Genomic DNA, 22,193 nt, shown 5'->3' on the forward strand with positions numbered 1-22,193 from the left:
CCACCGTCACCAGCGACGACCTACCCTGACAGAGGGGGAACGAACTCCCTCGAACCAAGGAGGCGCCGACGTTGCGCATCGTCATCGACCACGACGCGAGCGAGCCCCCGTACGAGCAGCTGAGGCGGCAGATCGCGGCCCAGGCGGCCGACGGCACGCTCGGTCCGGGCTCCCGCATCCCGACGGTGCGGGCACTGGCGGAGGAGCTCAACATCGCCGTCAACACGGTCGCCAAGGCGTACCGCGCCCTGGAGTCGGAGGGTGTCCTCGAGGCCCTCGGCCGCCGTGGCACGTTCATCCGATCGCGCGCCCTCCCCGACGACATCGCGGCAGCGGCCGCGAGCGCCGCCGACACCTACGTCGCGGAGCAGCGACGACTCGGCATCGCACGCACGGAGGCGATCCGCATGGTCGAGGACCGCTGGCCGTGACCTGACCCGCTGTCAGGCCGACGGCGCCGTGGTGCGCGGGCTGCCAGCGGCCCGACAGCGCGCCTCTGCACCGTAGAGGCATGAACAACGTGATCTTCGCCGAAGGGCTCACCAAGCGCTTCGGAGACACTCAGGCCCTCGCCGGCGTCGACCTCGCCGTGCCCGAGGGATCCGTGCTCGGGGTCCTCGGCCCCAACGGCGCCGGCAAGACGACCGCCGTCCGCATCCTCGCCACCCTGCTCCAAGCCGACGGTGGTCACGCCACCGTCGCCGGGTACGACGTGGCCCGCAACCCCGACGAGGTCCGACGCGCGATCGGTCTCACCGGCCAGTACGCCGCCGTCGACGAGCAGCTGACCGGCCGGGAGAACCTCGTGCTGGTCGCGCGTCTCCTCGACCTCCCCCGCCGCGACGCCGTGCGCCGCGCCGACGAGCTCCTCGAGCAGTTCGGCCTCACCGATGCGGGTGACCGTCGCGCCCGCACCTACTCGGGCGGCATGCGCCGACGCCTCGACCTCGCCGCCAGCCTCGTCGGGCGTCCCGAGGTGATCTTCCTGGACGAGCCCACCACCGGCCTCGACCCGAGCAAGCGCGACGACATGTGGAACGTCGTCCGCGAGCTCACCGACGCTGGTACGACGGTGCTGCTGACCACGCAGTACCTCGAGGAGGCGGACGCCCTCGCCGACCGCATCAGCGTGATCGACCAGGGACGTGTCATCGCCGAGGGGACGCCGCACGAGCTCAAGGCGCTGGTCGGCGGCCGTACCCTCCAGGTCCGCCCCGTCGATCCCCGCGACATCGGAGACGTGGCCGCGCTGCTCAGCGGCATCGCCGGCCGCCCCACGGACGAGCCGGCCAAGGGCACGGTCGCCGTGCCCGTGGAGGACGACCGCGTCCTCACCACGGTCGTACGCGACCTGGACACCCGCGGCATCGCCGTCGCCGAGCTCGCCCTCTCGCTCCCCGACCTCGACGAGGTGTTCTTCGCCCTGACCGGCAAGCCCGCCTCCGACACCCCCGCATCCGACGCCGACCACGAGAAGGAGCTCGTCCGATGAGCACCGCGACCGCGACCCTCGTCCCCACCCGGGCGGCCTCCGCGCCGTTCCCGCTCGTCCGCCACGCCGCCGTGCTGGCAGGCCGGTCGGTGAAGAAGATGATCCGTACGCCGGAGCAGTTCATCGACGTCACGCTTCAGCCGATCCTCTTCATCGTCACCTTCGTCTACCTGTTCGGTGGCGCGATCTCGGGGTCCACGCACGACTACCTCCAGTTCGTGCTGCCGGGCCTGATGGCCCAGACGGTGCTGTTCAGCACGATCTCGATCGGCGTGAACCTCAACACCGACATCAAGGAAGGCGTCTTCGACCGGTTCCGGTCGTTGCCCATCCCCCGATCCGCGCCGCTCGTGGGCGCGGTCGCGGCCGAGGGCATTCGCTACACCACCTCGATCCTGGTGACGCTCGGCTTCGGCTACGTGATCGGGTATCGCGCGACCACCAGCTTCTGGTCGGTCCTCGCCGGCTGCGCGCTGGTGCTCCTCGTCGCCTGGGCGCTCTGCTGGATCTCGGTCTTCCTCGGGATGGTCCTCCGCGAGTCGGGCTCGGTGCAGGGCATCGGGTTCCTGGCGCTGTTCCCGCTGACCTTCGGGTCGAGCATGTTCGTCGACCCGGACACGATGCCGGGGTGGCTGCAGGCATGGGTGAACGTCAACCCGGTCACGCACCTCACCGACGCCGTACGCGGTCTCTTCACCGGAGGCGCAGAGGCGTCCGACATCGTCGTCACGTTGGGCATGGCGGGGGCGATCATCGCGGTGTTCGCGCCGCTCGCGGTGCGCGCGTACCGACGCAAGGCCTGACCCACCTGCCCTGAGGCGTTGCCTATCGACCTCGCGTCCACCCGGTCGCGTGAACGTCGATGCGCAACGCCTCAGTGCTCGTCGGCCTCCGGGAGGGCGAGCGCCAGCGCGTCCTCGCGCGACAGCGCTGCGCCTGCGGCGAACAGGGTGTCGAACCGCTCCTGCCCGAGCGACTCGACCAGCGCACCGGTGAGCGTGACAGCATCGCGGTTGCCGAGGTCGTCGGTCCCTCGGATCTGCCGAGCGGCTCCGAGGCGCTGCGCGGCGAGCTCGGGGTCGCCCTCCTGCGCGGTGACCGAGGCGAGCGCCGTCGCGACCATCGCCGCGATGGGCATGTCCCGCGAGCGCCGGGCGTCGGCGGCGCCGCGCTGGAGGTACGCGCGAGCAGCCGGAGCGTCGTACGGGAGGGTCGCCAGCGCCGAAGCGCTCAGCGCGATCGCCCGGAACTGCGGTGCTCGGAAGGCTGATCCGCCGCGGTCGATCTCCGCGACCAGCTCGGTCGCCAGACGCCGGGCGGTCTCGCCGTCTTCCAGCCAACGCTCGAGCTCGATCGCGGTGACGCGAGCGTACGCGTCGTTCTCGCGGTGCCCCGACGCCCGTGCCTCCTCGACGACGTCAGTGAGATCGCGCCGCAGAGTCGCGACGTCGGCGCCGGTGTGCTCGAGGTCGACGACGGCGAGCCAGACGAGCCGGGTCCGGAGCTGGACGGCGTCGCGGTCGGCGCCGAGCTCGGTCAGGAGGCTGATCGCGGAGCGCAGGTGGCTGCGGGCGTCGTCGAACTCGCCCGCGCGTTCGTACGCCGCGGCGAGGGTCGACTCCCCCATCGCCAGTCCCCACCGGTCCCCGACCTCGCGGAACCCCTCAAGAGCGTCAGCGAGGTCGTCGTACGACCCGCGCGTCGCGGCACCGGCGTTGTCCTGCCACGCGAGCCGAACGAAGCGGACGGCCGACCGCACCCACGGATCGGGGTGCTCCAGCCCTGCCGACAGGTCGATCACGCTCACGTCGGCGCGACCCACGTCGTCACCGAAGGTCGAGAAGAGGTCGGCCGCCACCAGGATCACCGTGACGGTCGGAGCCTCGCGGTCGAGCCCGGGATCCGCTCGGAGCATCGTGATGCGTTCCACCAGGGCGTCTCGGCCGGCCTGGCTGTCGGAGTCGTCGATCTGGGCGATGAACCGCATCGCCACGCAGACCAGCTCGGGGGTCGGCGGGAGCTGGACGTCCATCGCGAGGACACGGGTCGAGAGATCGGCGATCTCGTCGTGCTGGCCGCGGAGCGAGAAGTACCAGGCGAGGTCGGCGGTGATCCAGGCGGCCGAGGCTCCGTCGCCGACGTCGATCGCGTACGACATCGCCGCGAGGAGGTTGCCGCGCTCGTCGTCGAGAACGGCGAGTGCCTCGAGCTGCTCCCGGCGCCGCAGCCGAGGCTCGAGCTCGTGGGCGAGGCTGCGGAAGTAGGCAAGGTGGGCGCGGCGTACGGCGTCGGCCTCGCCCCGCTCCACGAGCCGGTCGGCGCCGTACTCGCGCAGCGTCTCCAGCATCCGGAACCGCGGCTCACCCAGGTTGTCGGCAGCGGGGGCGAGCAGCGACTTGTCCGCCAGCGCCGTGAGGAGGTCGAGCGCACCGGGCTCGTCGATCCCGGCGATGGCCGCCGCCGCCGGGACGGAGATGCCTGCCGGGAACACGGCGATCCGCTCGGCGAGCTCCCGCTCGTCGTCGGCGAGGAGGTCCCAGCTCCACTCGACGACGGCGCGCAGGGTGCGATGACGCGGCAACGCCGTACGGCTGCCGCCGGTGAGGAGCCGGAACCGGTCGCCGAGGCGGGCTGCGACCTGGGCCGCGGTCAGCGTGCGGAGCCGGGCAGCGGCCAGCTCGAGCGCGAGCGGCTGACCGTCGAGGCGACGACAGATCTCCAGGACCGCCGGCAGGGACGCGTCGTCGAGGACGAACGACGGCGCTGCAGCCCGCGCGCGCTGCACGAAGAGGTCGACCGCGCTGTGCTCGAGCGCCTCCAGCGGCTTCGTCCCGTCCGCGGGCACGTCGAGCGGGGCGACCGGCAGCACCACCTCGCCGACGAGATCGAGCGGCTCGCGGCTCGTCGCGACGACCCGGAGGTCCGGCAGCGCGTGCAGCAGGTCCTCCGTGACTGCGGCGACGTCGGCGACGACGTGCTCGCAGTTGTCGGCCACCAGCAGCACGCTGCGGCCGGCCAGTGCCTCGACCACGCGCGTCCGGTCGTCCACCCTCCGCTCGGCCGACCGGTCGAGGACCACGACCTCGCGGAGGTCGAGCGCACCGACGACCGCGTCGAGGATGTCGGCCGGATCGGTGACGGCGGCGAGCTCGATCATCCACACGCCGTCGGGGTACGAGGCGGCGACCCGCGACGCCGTCTCGACCGCGAGCCGGGTCTTCCCCGCACCCCCTGGTCCGACGAGGGTGACGAGCCGGTTCGAGGTCACGAGCGCACTCAGCTCCGCGACGGCCCTGTCCCGCCCGACGAAGCTGGTGAGCGCCGTCCGGAGGTTGCTGCGTGAACGCGCGGCCTGCTTCACCGCGGGCGTCCGGGCTGGGACCTCGCCGACCAGGATGGCCTGCTGCAGCTGCTGTGCAGCGGGAGACGGGTCGAGACCGAGGTCGTCGGCGAGCCGGACGCGCATCCGCTCGTAAGCCGCCAGCGCGTCAGGGGTCCGACCGGTCACCGCGAGCGCACGGATGAGCGCGGTCCACAGCCGTTCGCGGTACGGGTGCGCGTCGACGAGGCCGCTCAGCTCCGCGACGACGGTCGCGGGGTCGTACGTGCCGGACTCCAGCTCACCGGCGTACGTCTCCTCGAGCGTCGCCAGACGGCGCTCCTCGAGGGCGGTCGCGGCTGGACCCACGAACGGTGCGTCGTCGAGGCCCTCGAGCGCGTGCCCGCCCCACAGCGCCAGCGCGTCGGCGCTCCGCCCGTCGCGCATCAGGGTGGTGAAGCGGTGGGCATCGACGTCGTCGGGATCCAGGGCGAGCCGGTAGCCGTTGGCGTGGGAGACGACGACGCCGTCGGGCAGCCGCGCTCGGGTCCTCGAGACGATCGACTGCAGCGCGTTGTGCGCGTTGCGGGGCGGATCGTCACCCCACAGGTCGTCGACGAGGGTGTCGGCGGCGACGGCGTGCGGGACCGCGAGCGCGAGCCGGGCTACGAGCGCCCGGTTGCGAGGGCCGCCGAGATCGACCGGCTCCCCGCCGACGTACGCGGTGACCGGGCCGAGGAGGTGAACCTGCACGCGTCCCATCCTGGCATCCGCAGGATCAGGACCGGGCTACTCCTTCTTCTTCTCGCGCCAGGGACGCTCGAACGGCAGCCGCCACGCGTGCGGCGCGATCAGCTGGTGGATCGCGTTCGGGCCCCACGACCCCACCGGGTAGACCCGCACCGGCGGCGGGTGGTCGATCAACTGCTGCGAGATGCTCCACAGCTGCTCGATGCCCTCGGCCGTGGTGAAGAGGGTGTGGTCGCCGCGCATCGCGTCGTAGATCAGCCGCTCGTACGCCTCGAGAGCCGCGTAGCCGTTGGTCTCGTTGAACGCGAACTGCATCGACAGCTTGTCCATCCGCATCCCGTGCCCGGGGCGCTTGCCGTAGAACGACAGCGACAGCCGCGCATGGTCGGCGAGGTCGAAGGTCAGGTGGTCCGGTCCTTGCGCTCCGACACCGGAGCCCTCGGGGAACATGCTCTTCGGCGGCTCACGGAAGGCGATCGAGATGATCCGGGCGCCCTCGGCGAGCTGCTTGCCGGTCCGCAGGTAGAACGGGACGCCGGCCCACCGCCAGTTGTCGACGTAGCAGCGCAACGCCACGAAGGTCTCGGTGTCGGACTCGTCGGAGACGTCGGGCTCCTCGCGGTAGCCGGAGTACTGGCCGCGGACGACGTCGCTGGGCTCGATCGGCAGCATCGAGCGGAAGACCTTCGTCTTCTCCTCGGTGATCGCGTACGGCGCCAGCGCGGTCGGCGGCTCCATGGCGACGAAGCCGAGGACCTGGAACAGGTGGGTCACGACCATGTCGCGGTAGGCGCCGGTCTGCTCGTAGAACCCGATGCGTCCACCGAGGCCGAGCGTCTCGGGGACGTCGATCTGGACGTGGTCGATGTGGTTGCGGTTCCAGATCGGCTCGAAGAGTCCGTTGGCGAACCGGAACGCGAGGATGTTCTGCGCCGCCTCCTTGCCGAGGAAGTGGTCGATCCGGAAGATCTGCTCCTCGCGGAACACCTCGTGCAGCGCGGCGTTGAGCCGGCGGGCTGATGCGAGGTCGGTGCCGAACGGCTTTTCCATGATGATCCGCGAGCGCTCGGCGAGGCCCGCCTCGTCGATCTCGTGGACGACCGCGAGCGCGGCGTTCGGCGGGACGCTGAGGTAGTGCAGGACCTGGGGCTCGCCACCGAGCTCGGACTCGGCACGGTGCACGACCGACGCGAGGCCCTCGGGGCCTGCCTCACCACCAGGCGCCCAGCGGAGCATCTCCGCGAAACCCGCCCACTCCTCGTCGGTGGGCGCCGGGGTGCTGAACTCCGCGATCGCGTCGCGGGCGAGCGTACGGAACTTGTCGAGGTCCATCTCGTCGAGCGACGTGCCGACGATGCGGGCGCTCGGAATCAATCCCGCCTGCCATAGGTGCAGGAGGCCGGGCAGGAGCTTGCGGCGAGCGAGGTCTCCGGTCGCACCGAAGAGCACGAACACGTACGGCTTCGACTCCATGCCCTCAGGGTAGTGCGGGAAAGGCGGTCACGGCTGACGGAGCGGCTGCCGCGCCTGCCACTCGGCCCGCGTGATCGCGTACTCCACGTCGCCGTGCTCGTCACCGTCGATCCGTACCGGCCAGTCGGCGTGGAAGGTCCGGACGAGCCGCATCCCGGCCTTCTCCATGACCCGGCGCGAGGCGACGTTGACGACCATCGTCTCCGCGTGGACGCGCTCGACGTCGTGGGCGCTGAAGCCGTTGTCGATCAGCGCGCGCGACACCTCGGTCGCGTACCCCTGGCCCCACGCCGCCTCGTGCAGGCGATAGCCGAGCTCCGGGTCCCGGGGGTCGCCGTCCTCGCCCGGCCGGTAGTGGAACCAGCCGAGGAACCGGCCGCCCTCGCGCTCCTCGGCCGCCCAGAACCCGTACGCCGGGTGGCGGGCGTACCAGCGCAGGAATGCGGGAATCACGTCGTCGACGATCTCCTCGCGCGCGACCGGCAGTCCTCCGTTGATGTAACGCATCACAGCGGGGTCGTTGTCGAGCGCGTGCAGCAGGTCGGCGTCGTCGGTGGTGAACCGGCGGAGCCGGACCCGTGGCGTGGTCAGGAACACGGTCACGGACCGAGTCTGGCAGGCCCTCGGCGTCACGTCCTCCGGGGCACGTGACCTGCCTCACAGCGGCCTCGGCTTGCGACTGAACCTACGGTTGCGTAGGTTAGGCGGTGCACGGACGTTCACTGAATCCCTCGGAGGCCCCATGGGTATCGTCCGCAAGGCCCTCGCCTCGCGCCCGATCGCCGCACTGACCTCGCCGCACACCATCGACCACTACCTCGACCAGATCCACCCGATGCTCGCCGTGCAGCACGTACGCGCCCGGGTCGTCGACGTGGTCCACGAGACGGGTGTCGCGAGCACGGTCGTTCTCCGACCCAACGGCGCCTGGACCGGCTTCAAGCCCGGCCAGCACGTCGAGTTCGGCGTCGAGGTCGACGGCAAGCGTCGCGTCCGCGTCTTCTCGGTGTCGAGCTCGGCGCGCCGCAAGGACGGGCTCTTCAGCGTCTCGGTGAAGGCGCACCCCGACGGCTACGTCTCGCAGTACCTCCACAACGCGCTCGCCCCGCGCACCCTGATCCACCTCTCGCCGGCCGACGGCGACTTCGTCCTGCCGGACGTCATCCCGGACGACCTGCTCCTGCTCTCCGGCGGCAGCGGCATCACGCCGGTCATGTCGATGCTGCGCACCCTGCGCGACACCGGCCACAGCGGCCGCGTCACCTTCCTGCACTACGCCCGCAGCCGCGAGGACGAGATGTTCTCCGAGGAGCTCGACGAGCTGGCGGCGTCGCTCGACTTCGTCAGGCTGGTGCGGGTCTACACCCGCGAGCCCGAGGCCGGCGCCGAGCTGACCGGGCGGTTCGACCTCGTCCACCTGAAGCACCTCGAGGTGGACCCCACCAGCACCCTCTCGTACGTCTGCGGACCCGCGGGCCTCATCGCCTCGGTGCGCGACACGTACGACGAGCTCGGCGCAGCAGAGCAGCTGCGCATGGAGTACTTCAAGGTTCCGACCGTCGACCTCGACGCCGAGGACGCGACCGGCACCCTGACCTTCGACGACAGCGGTATCGAGACCGACAACTCGGGCAGCACGATCCTCGAGCAGGCCGAGGCCGCCGGCCTCACGCCGGAGTTCGGCTGCCGCATGGGCGTCTGCAACACCTGCGCCCTCAAGAAGAACCACGGCGCCGTGCGCCACGTCATCACCGGCGAGGTCTCCGCCAGCACCGACGAGACCGTCAAGATCTGCGTCCATGTCCCCGTCGGCGACGTCAACGTCGCCCTCTGAGAGGAACGCCATGTCCCACCTCCGCAAGCGGAACGCCCCGATCGAGCCGCTGAGCGCCAGCAACCACAACAAGGCGCCGGCTCCCCTGGTCGGCGAGGACACCACCAAGCGCGCGACCATCGGCCTCGACGTCATGACGTACGAGCAGCTCGAGGAGTTCGGCCACGAGCTCGACGCGGTGCGCCAGCGGGTCCTCGACGACCTCGGCCAGGCCGACGCCGACTACATCCGCCGCGTCATCAAGGTCCAGCGCGTCTTCGACGTGCTCGGCCGCGTCGGCATCTTCTTCCCGTTCTTCCTCCCGGTCTTCATCGCCGGCATCGTCTGCCTCGCGGTCGCCAAGATCCTCGAGAACATGGAGATCGGCCACAACGTGATGCACGGCCAGTACGACTGGATGAACGACCCGGTCGTCGACGGCAAGAAGTACGAGTGGGACAACGTCGCGCCGGCGCAGGACTGGAAGCACGGCCACAACTACATCCACCACACGTACACGAACATCCACGGCATGGACCGCGACATCGGCTACAACATGTTCCGGATCGACGAGGCGCAGCCGTGGTACCCGAGCCACCGCGTCAACCTGCCGCTGGCGTTCCTGCTGATGCTGTTCTTCGAGTGGGGCGTGATGTACCACGGCATCGAGCTCGACGAGTACCTCGGCGGCCGGATGAGCAAGTCGGAGTTCCAGGCCCGCAAGAAGCGTGCCTGGCAGAAGGTCCGCCGCCAGGTCGTCAAGGACTACGTGGCGTTCCCGCTCCTCGCCGTCCCGCTGATCCCGTTCACGTCGTGGTGGGTGCCGCTCGCCGTCCTCGGCGCGAACTTCGTGGCCAACATCCTCCGCAACATCTGGACGTTCATCATCATCTTCTGCGGCCACTTCCCCGCCGAGGTCGAGACGTTCACCGAGGACGAGGCCCAGAACGAGACCCGCGGCCAGTGGTACCTCCGCCAGCTGCTCGGCTCCGCGAACATCAGCGGCTCGCGTCCCTTCCACGTGATGACCGGCAACCTGTCGTACCAGGTCGAGCACCACCTGTTCCCCGACATCCCGGCGCGCCGCTACCCCGAGGTCGCGAAGGACGTGCACCTGCTCGTCGAGAAGTACGGCCTGACGTACAACTCCGGGCGCCTGTCCAAGCAGATCGGCAGCGTGGTCCGTCAGCTCGCCGTGCTCGGCCGGAAGCCCTCCGACCCGTACAAGGTCGGCAACTCGCCCGAGTCGAAGGCGCTGCGCCGCGAGAAGCGCGAGGCCGAGAAGGCCGCACGCGAGGCGATGGCGAACGCCTGACCGCTCCCCTGCACGCAAAGATGATGCGTTCCGACCACATGCTGGTCGGAACGCATCATCTTTTCGTAACGGCTCCGGCTCGGACGCTCGCCTCAGGGCGCAGGTCGAGGCGACGCAGCAGCTGGGCGTTGACTGCCACCACGACGGTCGACGCCGACATCAGGACCGCCCCCACCGACATCGGGAGCACGAACCCGATCGGCGCGAGCACGCCTGCCGCGAGCGGGACGGAGATCAGGTTGTAGCCGGCTGCCCACCACAGGTTCTGCTTCATCTTCCGGTACGTCGCGCGCGACAGCTCGATCACCGACAGGACCGACCGCGGGTCCGAGCTGGCGAGGATCACGCCGGCCGACGCGATGGCGACGTCGGTGCCGGCTCCGATCGCGATGCCGACGTCGGCCTGGGCCAGCGCGGGGGCGTCGTTGACACCGTCGCCGACCATCGCAACCTTGCGTCCCTCGTGCTGCAGCTCGGCGACCTTCGCAGCCTTGTCCTCCGGACGGACCCCGGCGAAGACCCGGTCGATGCCGAGCTCGTCGGCGACCGAGCGGGCGACCGCCTCGGCGTCACCGGTGATCATCACGACCTGGACGCCGCTGCGGTGCAGGGCGTCGACCGCCTGCCGCGACTCCTCACGCACCTCGTCGGCGAGCTCGAGGGCTCCGGCGACCTCACCGTCGGCGAGGACGTGGAGAATGATGGCGCCCTTCTGCCGCCAGGACCCGGCCACCTCGAGCTCGACCGCGTGCTCCTGCTCGAGCAGCGCCGGGCCGCCCACCTGGACGCGCATGCCTTCCACCCGCGCGGTGACGCCGACGGCCGGTGACGACGAGAAGTCGCTCGCCGGCGCGACTGTCAGCCCTCGACGTTGCGCCGCCTCGACGATCGCCTTCGCGAGCGGGTGCTCACTGTCGGTCTCGGCCGCCGCCGCCAGCGCCAGGACCTCGTCGCTGGTACGGCCACCGACCGTCTCGACGGACACGACCGTGGGCTCGCCCTTGGTGAGGGTGCCGGTCTTGTCGAACAGCACGGCGTCGACGGTGCGCATGCTCTCGAGCGCGAGGCGGTCCTTGACCAGCACTCCCCCGCGCGCCGCTCGCTCGGTCGCGATCGACACGACCAGCGGGATGGCGAGTCCGAGCGCGTGCGGGCAGGCGATCACCAGGACGGTGATCGTGCGCACGACGGCCTCGTCGGGCAGACCGATCGACGACCAGACCACCGCAGTGATCGCAGCGGCGCCGAGCGCGAACCAGAACAGCCAGCCTGCGGCCGTGTCGGCGAGACGCTGCGCACGCGAGGTCGAGCCCTGCGCCTCGGCGACGAGCCGCTGGATGCCGGCGAGGGCGGTGTCGTCACCCACGGCGGTGATCTCGACCCGGACCCCGGAGTCGGTGGCCACGGTCCCGGCGACGACCGCGTCACCGGCGGCACGGCGTACGGTCCGCGACTCACCGGTGACCATCGACTCGTCCATGTCGGCGGCACCGTCGACGACGTCGCCGTCCGCGGGGATGCTGCCACCGGGGCGTACGACGACGACGTCGCCCACGCGCAGGTCTGCCGGCGAGACCGTCACGATCTGGTCGCCCTCGACGCGCTCCGCCTGGTCCGGGAGAAGGGCGGCGAGCGAGTCCAGCGCGGAGGTCGTCTGTGCGAGCGAGCGCATCTCGATCCAGTGGCCGAGCAGCATGATCACGATCAGCAGCGCGAGTTCCCACCAGAAGTCGAGCTGGTGGTGGAGGACGCCGAGGCTCGCACCCCACGACGACACGAACGCGACCGTGATCGCGAGCGCGATGAGGAGCATCATCCCGGGTCGGCGGGCGCGGACCTCGCTGACGGCACCGGTCAGGAACGGTCGACCACCCCACGCGTACATGACGGTGCCGAGGACCGGCGACACCCACTCGACCCACCCGGCGTCGGGGAGGTCGTAGCCGAGGATCGCCGCGAACATGCCGGAGAGGCCGACCACCGGGACGGCAAGCACCAGCATGACCCAGAAAAGCCTGCGGAACTGGCCGACGTGGTCGCCGTGCCCGCCGTGGCCGGCGTGATCGTGGCCCGCCGTCTCGCGACCGCCGTGCTCATGAGCGACGTGCTCCTCGTGGTCGGCGTGAGTGTGCTCGTGCGTGCTCATGCCTCGACCATATACCCCTAGGGGGTATCCGACAAGCCGTCCGACGGGGACCCCAGGACCAGCGAGGCGACCTGCTCCAGCTCGGGCGTCAGCGCACCCTCGGGGACGGTCACCTGCTCCCCCTCGAAGGAGAAGGTGTAGGTGAAGCGGTCACCGCCGGGGACCTCGTCGGGGGCCGGCAGACCGGCGAAGTCCGTGCGGGCGAGCAGGGACGCGACCTCCGCGCCGAGCGGTCCCTCGTCCAGGTCGACGGTCGCCTCACGGCCGATGCCGGCGAAGCCGCCCGAACGCGACACCACGACCCGGCCGGACGTCGGACGACGCCCACCGCCGGCAGGAGAGCTCCCCTCCGCATCGACGCCCACCTCGGCCCAGGCGTCTCGGACTGCTCCGGCCTCCTCGGTGCCGTAGAGCGCGGTCGCGGCCGCCACGGTCGCGGCAGCGAAGCCCGTGAAGTCGGTGTCCTGGCCGACCGCGTCGCCCGTCAGCGCGGCGTACCAGATCTGGCCCGTACGCTCCCAGCTGTAACCGCCGAGCCGCAGCGCGGCGAGCACGAACGCCCGGTTGGGGATGCCGGAGTTGATGTGCACACCTCCGTTGTCCGCCGTGGTCACCACGAAGTCGGCCATCGACCCGACCTGGGGATCCTTGCCGAGCAGCGGGTCGTCGTACGCCGTGCCCGGCTCGCGCATGGAGCGCAGCGCGACGGCGTCGATCCCCGGCGCGAAGAGGCCCTCACCGATCAGCCACTCGGCCTCCTCGGCGGTCTGGTCGAGCATCCGCTGCAGGGCCATCGCCGCGAAGCAGTCCGACATCGACTCGTTGAGCGCCCCGGACTGGCCCGCGTAGCGCAGGTTGGCGGTGAACTGCGTGACCCCGTGCGTGAACTCGTGGAAGTTCACGTCCGGCGGCTTGGTGAACCGCTCGAACACCTCGCCGTCGCCGTCGCCGAAGACAAGCTGCTCACCGTCCCAGAAGGCGTTGTCGTAGGACTGTCCGTAGTGCACCGTCACCGTGACGCCGCTGCCTGCTCCGTCGATGCCGCTGCGCCCGAACACGGTGTGGAACAGCTCGTGCACGACACCGGTGCTGTCGTACGCCTCGTCGACCGCGACGTCGCCCGTGGGCGGGTCGGTGTCGCCACGGGCCCTGTCACCGGGCAGACGCGTGCTGCCGGCCGCGGTGAAGATCGTCTTCGTGCCGTCGGCGTCGGTGGGCTGCGGCGCGGCCGAGGGCGCAGTGGCGCGGCGCTCGCGGAGCTGAGCGTCGAGGGACCGCGTGTCGGTGAGGTAGCGGTCGCCGCTGGAGTCGGCGACACGCTCGAGCAGGTACGGAGGGACGAACTGGCAGCTCATCCGTCCTGTCTACCGCTCAGCACCGACACCGTCGACTCGTACGCGCGGCCGACGCGGGCTCAGATCAGGCGACGGTCGCTGGCCCAGCGGGTCAGCTCGTGGCGGCTCGACAGCTGGAGCTTGCGCAGCACCGACGACACGTGGGTCTCGACGGTCTTCACCGAGATGAAGAGCTCCTTCGCGACCTCCTTGTAGGCGTAGCCGCGCGCGATCAGCCGCATCACCTCGCGTTCGCGCTCGGTGAGCCGGTCGAGGTCGGAGTCGACCTGCGCGACCTCGATCGTCCCCGCGAACGCGTCGAGAACGAACCCGGCGAGCCGGGGCGAGAACACGGCGTCGCCCCCGGAGACCCGCCGGATCGCGTCGACCAGCTCGTCGCCGGTGATGTTCTTGGTGACGTAGCCACGGGCACCGGCGCGGATCACGCCGATGACGTCCTCGGCCGCGTCGCTGACCGACAGGGCGAGGAACTTGGTGTCGGGGTAGCGCGTCGCGACCCGCCGCAGGACCTCGGCGCCACCGCCGCCCGGCAGGTGGACGTCGAGCAGCACGACGTCGGGGCGGTGCTCCTCCACCGCCCGGACCGCCTCGTCGACGTCACCGGCCTCGGCGACGATCCGGACCGTGCTCCCCAGCTCGGCGCGCACGCCGGTCCGGAACATCGTGTGGTCGTCGACGAGGACGACCGCGAGGTCCCGTGGGCTGGCAGCGTTCGTCGTGCTGGTCACGAGGCTCCTCCTTCGGCGCCGTCCGGCGCGGTGTCGCGTACGCCGTCGGGTGACGGCTCGCGGACGAGCGGGAGCGCGAGGCGGACCTCGGTGCCCTCCCCCGGTGCCGAGCGTACGTCGACCGTCCCCCGGTGGCGCTTCATCCGCTCCACGAGGGACCGCCGGATGCCGAGACGGTCCTCGGGCACCTGCTCGGGGTCGAAGCCCACACCCCGGTCGCGGACGAACACCTCCGCAGCGGCGCCGGCGACCTCGACGTACACGTCGATGCGGTCGGCCCCGGAGTGCTTCGCGGCATTCGTCATCGCCTCGCGGGCGGCCGCGCGGAGGGCGTCGACGTCGGGGTCCGGGTCGGTGTCGCCGACGCCGACGACCTCGATCGGGATCCGGTACGTCGTCTCGATCTCGGCCGCGTCGGCGACCAGGCCGGACCGCAGCGTCGCGTCGTCGGGCGTCCGGTCGCCGTACAGCCAGTCGCGCAGCTCGCGTTCCTGACGCCGGGCCAGGGTCGCCACCTGGGCCGGGTCGCTCGCGTTCTTCTGCAGCAGCGCGAGGGTCTGGAGCACGGAGTCGTGCAGGTGGGCCGCCACGTCGGCGCGCTCCTGCGACCGCACCCGCTCGCGACGCTCCGTCGCGAGGTCGCTGAGCAGTCGTACGACCCACGGGCCGAGGAGGAGTCCGGCTCCGGCGACGGCGACGACGAGGGCCGCGAGCAGCTGCGCGGCCGACTGCAGGCCGCCCCCGAGCTGCGCGACGAAGACGCCGTACGCGATCAGCACGAGCATCGTGCCGGCCGCCGTCCTGATGACGGCCTGCCACCCGGAGGTCACACGGACCCAACGCTCCAAGGACCGGTCGTCGGCCTGCCGCCAGATCAGGGCGAAGCCGGCGATCGCCAGGACGGCAGGGAAGACCAGGCTGGAGACCGTGTCGCTCCCGACGACGAACCAGACGATGCCGATCCCGAGCACGACGAGCGCGGCCGTCTGCAGGGTCGTACGGTTCGAGGCCGGCGACTCCTCCTCGACCGTGCCGTCGCGCAGACCACGACGCGTCGCGCTCGCGAGCCCCGGCGACTCCGCCGCGGTGCCCAACGGGACGAACACCCAGAACGCGACGTACGCCAGGACGCCGGCGAGCTGGAACACCGTGCTCACCACGAACACGAGGCGCACCCACAGGACCGGGACACCGAGGTGGTCGGCGAGTCCTTGAGCCACGCCGCCGAGCACCCGGGGGCTCGGCGAGCGGTAGAGGCGCCTCGGCGGCGTCGCAGTCATCGTCACGCTATCGATCGTCACACGCTGGTCCCCCTACGGACCACCCGGATCGTCCCTGGCCGACCCCGGGATACCGGCCCGTCAGCCAGGCACGAATCAGGGGTCTCACCCATACTGCGGAGGACTGTCGCGCAGCAGGATGGATGCATGGACGACTCGACCACACCTCTCGGCACGGACCCACCGGGTCCGGAGCCCGACGCCGGGACCGGCCGGCGGCCGCAGGACGAACGCCGTACCCCCGTGGGCACGGGCACGCTGACCGACATCCGACGGACCGAGGACGGACGCATGGTCGCCGGCGTCTGCGCGGGCGTCGGACGCTACCTCGGCATCGACCCCGTCATCCCGCGCATCATCTTCGCCGTGCTGACGCTCGTCGGCTTCGGCGGCGTCCTCGCGTACGTCGCCGCCTGGATCCTGCTTCCCGACGAGGCGACCGGCGAGAGCTACCTGAAGCGTTGGCTCGGGCTCGGGGACAACGAACCCCAGATCCGCCTCGTCGGGCTCGGCGCGGCTGCGCTGGTCGCGGTCACGTGGACCTGGGGCTGGGGCTGGGGCCTCGGACCGCTGTGGATCATCGCCGTCGCCGTCATCGCCTGGGTCGCCTACCGCGAGTACCAGGAGCGCCGCCGCACCCGTCCGGCCGGCGTCGTCGTCCCGCCGTACCCGCAGGGCTCGTACCCGCCGGCACCGGGCTCGTACCCGCCGCCGCCGTGGGCCCCCGGGCCGCCGAGCGCCGCTCCCCTGCCGCCGGCACCGCCTTCCGCCGCGTTCGCGCCGACCGCGCCGCGGTCGTACGGCCCGGGGTCGTACGCTCCCCTGCCACCGGTCCCGCCCGGTCCGCCCGTGCCTGCGCCGACCCCGCTGCCGCCCAGGCCCAAGCGACCGAACCCGCGTCACGACCGTGGGGCGCTGACGATCATCACGCTGTCGCTCACCCTGATCGCCACCGGTATCGCGCTCGTCGCCGGCATCGGCGGGGACGAGCCGTCGGTGTACGTCGCCGTGGCGACGGGGACGCTCGCGCTCGGCCTGCTGGTCGGGACCGTGTTCGGCAACGCCCGTCCGTTGATCCTCCCCGCGATCCTCGCGGTCGCCGTGCTGGCCGTCACGACGGCCGTCCCGCATTGGGACGCCGGACGTATCGAGGTGACACCCAGCAGCGCGGCGGACCTGCGCGACGACTACGAGGTCGGCTTCGGCGAGGTGGTCGTCGACCTGCGCGAGATCTCCGATCCGGCCGCGCTCGACGGACGGCGCCTCGATCTCGAGGCCGGGGTCGGCACGGTGCGGGTGTACGTCCCCGACACCGTGGACATCGACCTCGACGCCTCCGTGGGCGCAGGCGGGATCTCCGCCCTCGGCTACGAGCGGGGCGGCTTCCAGACCTCGCTCGAGACGGGCGAGCACACCGACCGACCTGACCTGACACTCGACATCGACGTCACCATCGGTGCCGTGGAGGTGATCCGCTCATGAAGCGCCATCCGCTCGACGCCCTCACCCTGGTCGCGCTGACCTTCGTGCTCGTCGCAGGAGTCCTGTGGGGCATGTGGTACGCCGGCTGGGAGCCCGTGTCCCTCGCGATCGCGGCCCCCCTCCTGCTCGTGCTCCTGGGCACCGTCGGACTCGTCGCGACGCTGATCGCAGCCCGGCAGGCGGGTCGCCGTCAGCAGGAGCGCCGTACGGCTGTCGCTCCGCCGGTCATCGCCCCGAACGAGGCCGACAACGAGGCCGACAACGAGGCCGACGCCGAGGCGGCCGCGGAGCCGACCGACTCCGACGTCACGACGCAGACCGAACCGCGTACCGACACCGACACGACCCACCCCGAGCCCGTCGACACCCCGACGGACACGCTCACCCTGGAGGACCTCACCCGGCCCTCCGACGACCGAGAGGACCCGCGATGACCGGGACGAAGAAGCTCACCCGCACGACCGGCGACAAGTGGGTCGGTGGTGTCTGCGGCGGGATCGCCCGCTACTTCGGCATCGACCCCACGCTCGTACGACTGGCGTTCGTGGTGCTCACGGTGCTCGGGCTCGGCTCGATGATCCTGGTGTACCTGGTCGCCTGGGTCCTTATGCCCACCGATGTCTGACCGATCAGCGGGAGCGTGGCCGCTCGAAGAGTCGTGACATCACGATCGCGCTGATCGTGCGCTCGACCTTCGCGTGGCCCCGCATCCGTTCGACGACCTGCTCGACCTCCGTCATGCTCGTCGCCATCACGTGGACGATCGCGTCGGCGTTGCCGGCGACCGTCCAGGCGCCGACGATCTGCGGGATCGCCTCGAGGCTGCGCTTGAGCTCGGCGGCGGAGACGTTGCCGTTGTAGTAGATCTCGACGTACGCCTCGGTGCTCCACCCGAGCGCCGCCGGATCGGTCAGCGCCGTGAAGCCCGTGATCTGGCCCCGGAGGCGCATCTGGTCGACACGGCGCTTGACCGCGGGCGCCGACAGGCCGACACCGGAGCCGATCTCGGCATAGGTCGCCCGCCCGTCGCGCATCAGGTGCCCGATGATCTCGCGGTCGACAGCATCCATCGCGGCACCCCTCCTCGGTCGTGGTCCCGTCAGCCTAGGGCCCGTCGTCGCCCAGCTGGTAGGGCGTGCGCCAGGCAGGTGCCTCGTCGAGCGTCGGGCCCGACCAGTACTCGCGGGCCGCGACGACCCGACCGTCGCGCACCGTCCAGAAGCCCGTCGCGACGAAGACGCCGTCGACGCCCTCCTGCGTGACCTCGAGGTCGGACGCGACACGGTCGTCGCCGCCGACGATCTCGCGGACCCGGATCGACCATCCGTCCGGGTAGCCGCGGTTCATCGCGACGTACGACGTGCCGCTGAAACGCTCGCCGGTGCGCGGCCACTCGATCACCGCGTCGGGCGAGACGAGCTCCGCGACGCCGTCCCAGTCACGCGCCTGCATGCGCGTCTCCAGCTGTCTGACGACCTCGATCGCATCCATGGCTGCCATCCTGCAGGGTGCCACCGACGATTCGGGTCAGCTCTGCCAGGACTTCCACAGGGCGGCGTACGAGCCCCCGCGCGCGACCAGCTCGTCGTGGCTGCCGAGCTCGCTGATCTCGCCGTCCTCGACCACGGCGACGCGGTCCGCGTCGTGCGCGGTGTACAGCCGGTGCGCGATCGCCACCACCGTCCTTCCCTCCAGCACCGCGCTGAGCGAACGCTCGAGCGCGCGCGCCGCCCGCGGGTCGATCAGGGAGGTCGCCTCGTCGAGCACCAGCGTGTGCGGGTCGGTCAGTACGACGCGCGCGAGCGCGAGGTGCTGTGCCTGGGCGTCGGTCAGCCGGTGTCCGCCGGACCCGACCACCGTGTCGAGGCCGTGCGGCAGGTGGTCGACCCACTCCCGCGCGTCGACCGCGTCCAGCGCTGCCCACAGGCGGTCGTCGGCGGCGGTCCCGGGCGTCTCCAGCGCGAGCTGGAGGTTGTCGCGCACCGTCCCGACGAACACGTGGTGCTCCTGGGTGAGCAGGGCGACACGGCGGCGCAGGTCGTCGAGCTCCAGCTCGGTGACCCCGACACCGCCCAGCGTGACGGCACCACGCGTCGGGCCCTGGATCCCCGCGATGAGGCGCCCGATCGTCGACTTGCCGGCCCCCGACGGTCCGACGACCGCGAGGCGCTCCCCCTCGGCCAGCTCCAGGTCGACGCCGTGCAGCACCTCGCGGCCCTCCACGTACGAGAACCGCACGCCGTCGAGCTCGATCTCCTCGCCCGCGGGCGTCCGTCCGCTCGCGACGCGGTCGTCAGGCACCTCGGCGACGCCCAGCAGCCGTGCGAGCGACGTGGCTCCGACCTGCAGGGTGTCCATCCAGTTGAGGAGTCGCTCGACCGGGTCGATGAGGAACCGTACGTACAGGATCGCCGCCGTCAGCTCTGCCAGCGAGATCGAGCCCTGTGCCATGAGCCAGCCGCCGAGCAACAGCGTGCCGGCGACGGGGATGAGGTAGCCGACCTCGATGGCGGGGAAGAACACGGTCCGCAGGTTTCGGGTGTACGACTCTGCCGCGTACGACTCCGCGATGTCGGCGTCGATGCGGTCACGGCGCTGCTCGCCGAGTCCGAGCGCCTCGACCGTGCGGGCGCCCTCGACGGTCTCGGCGAGCGTCGCGTTGATCTGCGAGTACGAGGCGTGCTCGCGGATGTAGCCGTCGCGGGCACGCTTGAGGTACCAGCGGGTGGACACCCACAGCACCGGGACTCCGAGCACCAGCGGCAGCGCGACCCAGCCACCGACGAGCAGCGCCGCGACGACGGTGCACACGGCGGTCACCAGCGCCACGACCGTCTCGGGGACGGCGAAGCGTACGGACCAGCCGAGCGTGTCGACGTCGCGGGACGTGCGCGTCAGGAGGTCGCCCGTCCCGGCGCTCTCCACCACGCCGATCGGCAGGGTCAGCGCCTCGTCGACGAAGTCCTCGCGCAGGCGCGCCAGCACGACCTCGCCGAAGACAGCGGAGCGCAGGCGGGCGTACCGGGTGAGGATCGTCTGCGCGATCAGGCAGGCCGCGACGACCGCGGCGAGGCGGTCGATCGTGCCGTAGTCGCCGGAGCCGGTCGCAGCCGCGACGAGGTCGCCGACGAGCCACGGGACGACGAGCCCCGCGGCCGCGGCCGCACCGTGCAGCACGACGATGACGGCCAGGGCGCGGCGATGGTCGCGCGCGACCTGGCGGAGGTACGACCGCAGCAGACCGGTGCCGGCGATGGGGAGTGCGTCACGCAACGTCCTCGGCCTCCTCTCGGGTCACGACCTGCCTGTAGCGGGGCTCGGTGGTCATCAGGTCGTGGTGCCTGCCGCGTGCGGCGACGCGTCCGCCCGACAGGAAGACCACCTCGTCGACGACGTCGAGCACCAGCGGGCTGCTCGACGCCACGACGGTCGTCCGACCGGCGCGGTGGTGGCGGAGGCGTCCGGCGATCCGCGCCTCGGTGTGCGAGTCGACGGCGGACGTGGGCTCGACGAGCACCAGCACGTCGGCCTCCGTCAGCAGTGCCCGTGCCAGCACGACGCGCTGCCGCTGCCCGCCGGACAGCGAGCGGCCCCGCTCGGCGAGCTCGGCGTCGAGGCCGTCAGCCAGCGTCTCGAGCACGTCACCCGCCGAGGCGCTGTCGATCGCGCGCCCGATCTCGGCGTCGGTCGTCGCGTGCCGGACGTCGAGCGCATCGCGCAGGCGTCCGCTGAACAACGCCGAGCCGGTGTCGTTGACGACGATGCGACGACGCAGCTCCTCGCGGGAGACGGCGCCGAGGGGCACGCCGCCGTAGGTCACCGCGCCGACGTCGCCTCCGGCCTCCGGATAGCCGCCGAGGCGGTCGGCAAGGGTGACCACCTCGCGCGGGTCGTCGCTGACGAGCGCGGTCAGGAGTCCCTGGCGCACGACCGTGCCGGTCCGGGCGTCGACGAGGTCGCCGTCGGGCGGGCTCACCGGCTCGGCCGGGTCGGAGACGCTCGGGACGACTCCGAGGATCCTGATCACGTGCCGCGCCGAGACGTGGCCGCGGATCAGCTTGTTGGCGGCCTCGGTGAACGTGCGCAGCGGCAGCATCAGGAAGGTCGCGTACCCGTAGAACGCGATCAGGTCGCCGGGAGTGATCTGCCCGGACGCCGCGAACCGCGCGCCGAGCCACACGACGAGGACCACGAAGGCGCCGGGCAGCAGCACCTGGAAGGCGTCGAGGTACGACTGGACCCGCGCGACCTGGACGCCGGCGCGCTTCACGTCCTGCGACGCAGCACGGTAGCGGCGGTCGAACATCGCCTCCCCGCCGATCCCCCGCAGCACCCGGAGTCCGGCGACGATGTCGCTCGCCAGCGTGTTGAGCTCGCCCTGCAGGACACGGGCGTGCTGGTTGCGCCGGTTCAGGTGGCGCAGCAGCGGCCCGGTCGCGAGCATCAGCAGCGGCACGCCGATCAGCACGACCAGCCCGAGCGTCGGAGACGCCTCGAGCAGGATCGCGGCGACCACGAGGTAGGCGACCAACGACCCGACGAACCGCGCCATGACGTCGACGGCGTTGCCGAGGTTGGCGATGTCGGTCGCTCCGACCGAGACGACCTCCCCGTGGGCGACGCGCCGGTTGAGCTCGGACCCGAGCCGCCCCGCGTGGGTGCTCACCAGCTGCACCGTCCGGTAGGCGGCGTCGAGCCAGGTCTGGACGGCCAGCCGGTGGCGTACGATCCCCGCGACCGCCTGGATCACACCCACGACGAGAAGAACGCCTGTCCACATGAGCAGGGCGGATCCGAAGCCGTCGTCGACGACCGCGTCGATCGCGGCACCGATGACGGCGGGGATCGTCGCCTGAGCGACCATCCACACGATCCCGAACGAGATCGCGCCGACCAGCGTCCACCCCTGCACGCGAAAGATCCAGGCCAGGTACCGCGTCGCCGAGCGAAGGTCTGGGGTGCCTGGATCGGCGAGCGGGAGGTTCTTCACACCCTCCAGCGTAAGGACGCGCCTCGGCATCGAGCGACCGAATATCCCCC

General features: G+C 71.4%; 19 protein-coding genes. 8 read left to right on the forward strand and 11 right to left on the reverse strand.

Annotation, left to right across the window (positions count from 1 at the left end; translation table 11 throughout):
• Positions 1–71 precede the first annotated feature (71 nt).
• The 3 genes from AB3M34_RS18150 to AB3M34_RS18160 all read left to right on the forward strand — a co-directional run bounded on the left by AB3M34_RS18150 (position 72) and on the right by AB3M34_RS18160 (position 2,295).
• Positions 72–431, forward strand: a complete 360-nt coding sequence (locus tag AB3M34_RS18150) for a GntR family transcriptional regulator (protein WP_370616068.1) — start codon at positions 72–74, stop codon at positions 429–431.
• Between the two features lie 80 nt (positions 432–511).
• Positions 512–1,492, forward strand: a complete 981-nt coding sequence (locus AB3M34_RS18155) for an ATP-binding cassette domain-containing protein (RefSeq protein WP_370616070.1) — start codon at positions 512–514, stop codon at positions 1,490–1,492.
• Complete coding sequence (locus AB3M34_RS18160; RefSeq protein WP_370616072.1) at positions 1,489–2,295, forward strand: ABC transporter permease; 807 nt, start codon at positions 1,489–1,491, stop codon at positions 2,293–2,295. Before AB3M34_RS18155 ends, AB3M34_RS18160 begins: the two co-directional genes overlap by 4 nt.
• 71 nt (positions 2,296–2,366) lie before the next feature.
• Here AB3M34_RS18160 and AB3M34_RS18165 read toward each other — a convergent pair whose 3' ends face one another.
• The 3 genes from AB3M34_RS18165 to AB3M34_RS18175 are packed head-to-tail and all read right to left on the reverse strand — an operon-like array spanning position 2,367 to position 7,637.
• Positions 2,367–5,564: a BTAD domain-containing putative transcriptional regulator gene (locus AB3M34_RS18165; protein ID WP_370616073.1), complete on the reverse strand. Its 3,198-nt coding sequence runs from the start codon at positions 5,562–5,564 to the stop codon at positions 2,367–2,369.
• Between the two features lie 36 nt (positions 5,565–5,600).
• Entirely contained in the window at positions 5,601–7,034 is a 1,434-nt protein-coding gene (gene zwf / locus AB3M34_RS18170; RefSeq protein ID WP_370616075.1) for a glucose-6-phosphate dehydrogenase, read from the reverse strand.
• Positions 7,035–7,061: 27 nt separating this feature from the next.
• On the reverse strand, positions 7,062–7,637 hold the full coding sequence (locus AB3M34_RS18175) for a GNAT family N-acetyltransferase (RefSeq protein ID WP_370616076.1): 576 nt from the start codon (positions 7,635–7,637) through the stop codon (positions 7,062–7,064).
• A gap of 139 nt (positions 7,638–7,776) precedes the next feature.
• Between AB3M34_RS18175 and AB3M34_RS18180 the strand changes: the two genes are divergently transcribed.
• Together AB3M34_RS18180 and AB3M34_RS18185 are read left to right on the forward strand one after the other, a co-directional pair.
• The gene (locus tag AB3M34_RS18180) at positions 7,777–8,868 is read left to right on the forward strand and encodes a ferredoxin reductase (RefSeq protein ID WP_370616078.1); all 1,092 of its coding nucleotides are present in this window, start codon (positions 7,777–7,779) and stop codon (positions 8,866–8,868) included.
• 10 nt (positions 8,869–8,878) lie between these two features.
• The gene (locus AB3M34_RS18185) at positions 8,879–10,162 is read left to right on the forward strand and encodes a fatty acid desaturase family protein (protein ID WP_370616079.1); all 1,284 of its coding nucleotides are present in this window, start codon (positions 8,879–8,881) and stop codon (positions 10,160–10,162) included.
• A 55-nt stretch (positions 10,163–10,217) separates the two neighbouring features.
• Here AB3M34_RS18185 and AB3M34_RS18190 read toward each other — a convergent pair whose 3' ends face one another.
• The 4 genes from AB3M34_RS18190 to AB3M34_RS18205 all read right to left on the reverse strand — a co-directional run bounded on the left by AB3M34_RS18190 (position 10,218) and on the right by AB3M34_RS18205 (position 15,671).
• Complete coding sequence (locus AB3M34_RS18190) at positions 10,218–12,308, reverse strand: heavy metal translocating P-type ATPase (protein ID WP_370616081.1); 2,091 nt, start codon at positions 12,306–12,308, stop codon at positions 10,218–10,220.
• Positions 12,309–12,325: 17 nt separating this feature from the next.
• Positions 12,326–13,663: a protealysin inhibitor emfourin gene (locus AB3M34_RS18195; protein ID WP_370616083.1), complete on the reverse strand. Its 1,338-nt coding sequence runs from the start codon at positions 13,661–13,663 to the stop codon at positions 12,326–12,328.
• A 59-nt stretch (positions 13,664–13,722) separates the two neighbouring features.
• Positions 13,723–14,325, reverse strand: coding sequence for a LuxR C-terminal-related transcriptional regulator (locus AB3M34_RS18200; protein ID WP_370620052.1), 603 nt, complete (start codon positions 14,323–14,325; stop codon positions 13,723–13,725).
• Positions 14,326–14,387: 62 nt separating this feature from the next.
• The gene (locus AB3M34_RS18205; protein WP_370620054.1) at positions 14,388–15,671 is read right to left on the reverse strand and encodes a PspC domain-containing protein; all 1,284 of its coding nucleotides are present in this window, start codon (positions 15,669–15,671) and stop codon (positions 14,388–14,390) included.
• 147 nt (positions 15,672–15,818) lie between these two features.
• Here AB3M34_RS18205 and AB3M34_RS18210 point away from each other — a divergent pair, with 147 nt between their 5' ends.
• The 3 genes from AB3M34_RS18210 to AB3M34_RS18220 are packed head-to-tail and all read left to right on the forward strand — an operon-like array spanning position 15,819 to position 17,778.
• Positions 15,819–17,153 carry a PspC domain-containing protein gene (locus AB3M34_RS18210; protein ID WP_370616084.1) on the forward strand — a complete coding sequence of 445 codons (1,335 nt, stop codon included), beginning with the start codon at positions 15,819–15,821 and terminating at the stop codon, positions 17,151–17,153.
• Entirely contained in the window at positions 17,150–17,587 is a 438-nt protein-coding gene (locus tag AB3M34_RS18215) for a hypothetical protein (RefSeq protein WP_370616086.1), read from the forward strand. Before AB3M34_RS18210 ends, AB3M34_RS18215 begins: the two co-directional genes overlap by 4 nt.
• The gene (locus AB3M34_RS18220) at positions 17,584–17,778 is read left to right on the forward strand and encodes a PspC domain-containing protein (RefSeq protein WP_370616088.1); all 195 of its coding nucleotides are present in this window, start codon (positions 17,584–17,586) and stop codon (positions 17,776–17,778) included. Before AB3M34_RS18215 ends, AB3M34_RS18220 begins: the two co-directional genes overlap by 4 nt.
• A gap of 4 nt (positions 17,779–17,782) precedes the next feature.
• Here AB3M34_RS18220 and AB3M34_RS18225 read toward each other — a convergent pair whose 3' ends face one another.
• Genes AB3M34_RS18225 through AB3M34_RS18240 form a run of 4 tightly spaced genes read right to left on the reverse strand, consistent with a single transcriptional unit; the run spans position 17,783 to position 22,143 of the window.
• Positions 17,783–18,223, reverse strand: coding sequence for an Lrp/AsnC family transcriptional regulator (locus AB3M34_RS18225; RefSeq protein WP_370616090.1), 441 nt, complete (start codon positions 18,221–18,223; stop codon positions 17,783–17,785).
• 34 nt (positions 18,224–18,257) lie between these two features.
• Entirely contained in the window at positions 18,258–18,644 is a 387-nt protein-coding gene (locus AB3M34_RS18230; protein ID WP_370616092.1) for a nuclear transport factor 2 family protein, read from the reverse strand.
• Between the two features lie 36 nt (positions 18,645–18,680).
• The gene (locus tag AB3M34_RS18235) at positions 18,681–20,426 is read right to left on the reverse strand and encodes an ABC transporter ATP-binding protein (protein WP_370616094.1); all 1,746 of its coding nucleotides are present in this window, start codon (positions 20,424–20,426) and stop codon (positions 18,681–18,683) included.
• The gene (locus AB3M34_RS18240) at positions 20,419–22,143 is read right to left on the reverse strand and encodes an ABC transporter ATP-binding protein (protein WP_370616095.1); all 1,725 of its coding nucleotides are present in this window, start codon (positions 22,141–22,143) and stop codon (positions 20,419–20,421) included. Before AB3M34_RS18240 ends, AB3M34_RS18235 begins: the two co-directional genes overlap by 8 nt.
• Between the last annotated feature and the right edge of the window lie 50 nt (positions 22,144–22,193).

It is taken from the genome of Mumia sp. Pv4-285 (genome assembly GCF_041320275.1).
Taxonomy (GTDB): Bacteria; Actinomycetota; Actinomycetes; order Propionibacteriales; family Nocardioidaceae; genus Mumia; species Mumia qirimensis.

What these genes read in the sequence shown, in the direction of transcription:
- AB3M34_RS18155 (WP_370616070.1), top strand. Translation starts at nt 512, where the DNA reads ATGAACAACGTGATCTTCGCCGAAGGGCTCACCAAGCGCTTCGGAGAC.
- AB3M34_RS18160 (WP_370616072.1), top strand. Translation starts at nt 1,489, where the DNA reads ATGAGCACCGCGACCGCGACCCTCGTCCCCACCCGGGCGGCCTCCGCG.
- zwf (WP_370616075.1), bottom strand. Translation starts at nt 7,034, where the DNA reads ATGGAGTCGAAGCCGTACGTGTTCGTGCTCTTCGGTGCGACCGGAGAC.
- AB3M34_RS18180 (WP_370616078.1), top strand. Translation starts at nt 7,777, where the DNA reads ATGGGTATCGTCCGCAAGGCCCTCGCCTCGCGCCCGATCGCCGCACTG.
- AB3M34_RS18185 (WP_370616079.1), top strand. Translation starts at nt 8,879, where the DNA reads ATGTCCCACCTCCGCAAGCGGAACGCCCCGATCGAGCCGCTGAGCGCC.
- AB3M34_RS18190 (WP_370616081.1), bottom strand. Translation starts at nt 12,308, where the DNA reads ATGAGCACGCACGAGCACACTCACGCCGACCACGAGGAGCACGTCGCT.
- AB3M34_RS18195 (WP_370616083.1), bottom strand. Translation starts at nt 13,663, where the DNA reads ATGAGCTGCCAGTTCGTCCCTCCGTACCTGCTCGAGCGTGTCGCCGAC.
- AB3M34_RS18200 (WP_370620052.1), bottom strand. Translation starts at nt 14,325, where the DNA reads ATGTTCCGGACCGGCGTGCGCGCCGAGCTGGGGAGCACGGTCCGGATC.
- AB3M34_RS18205 (WP_370620054.1), bottom strand. Translation starts at nt 15,671, where the DNA reads ATGACTGCGACGCCGCCGAGGCGCCTCTACCGCTCGCCGAGCCCCCGG.
- AB3M34_RS18210 (WP_370616084.1), top strand. Translation starts at nt 15,819, where the DNA reads ATGGACGACTCGACCACACCTCTCGGCACGGACCCACCGGGTCCGGAG.
- AB3M34_RS18215 (WP_370616086.1), top strand. Translation starts at nt 17,150, where the DNA reads ATGAAGCGCCATCCGCTCGACGCCCTCACCCTGGTCGCGCTGACCTTC.
- AB3M34_RS18220 (WP_370616088.1), top strand. Translation starts at nt 17,584, where the DNA reads ATGACCGGGACGAAGAAGCTCACCCGCACGACCGGCGACAAGTGGGTC.
- AB3M34_RS18225 (WP_370616090.1), bottom strand. Translation starts at nt 18,223, where the DNA reads ATGGATGCTGTCGACCGCGAGATCATCGGGCACCTGATGCGCGACGGG.
- AB3M34_RS18230 (WP_370616092.1), bottom strand. Translation starts at nt 18,644, where the DNA reads ATGGATGCGATCGAGGTCGTCAGACAGCTGGAGACGCGCATGCAGGCG.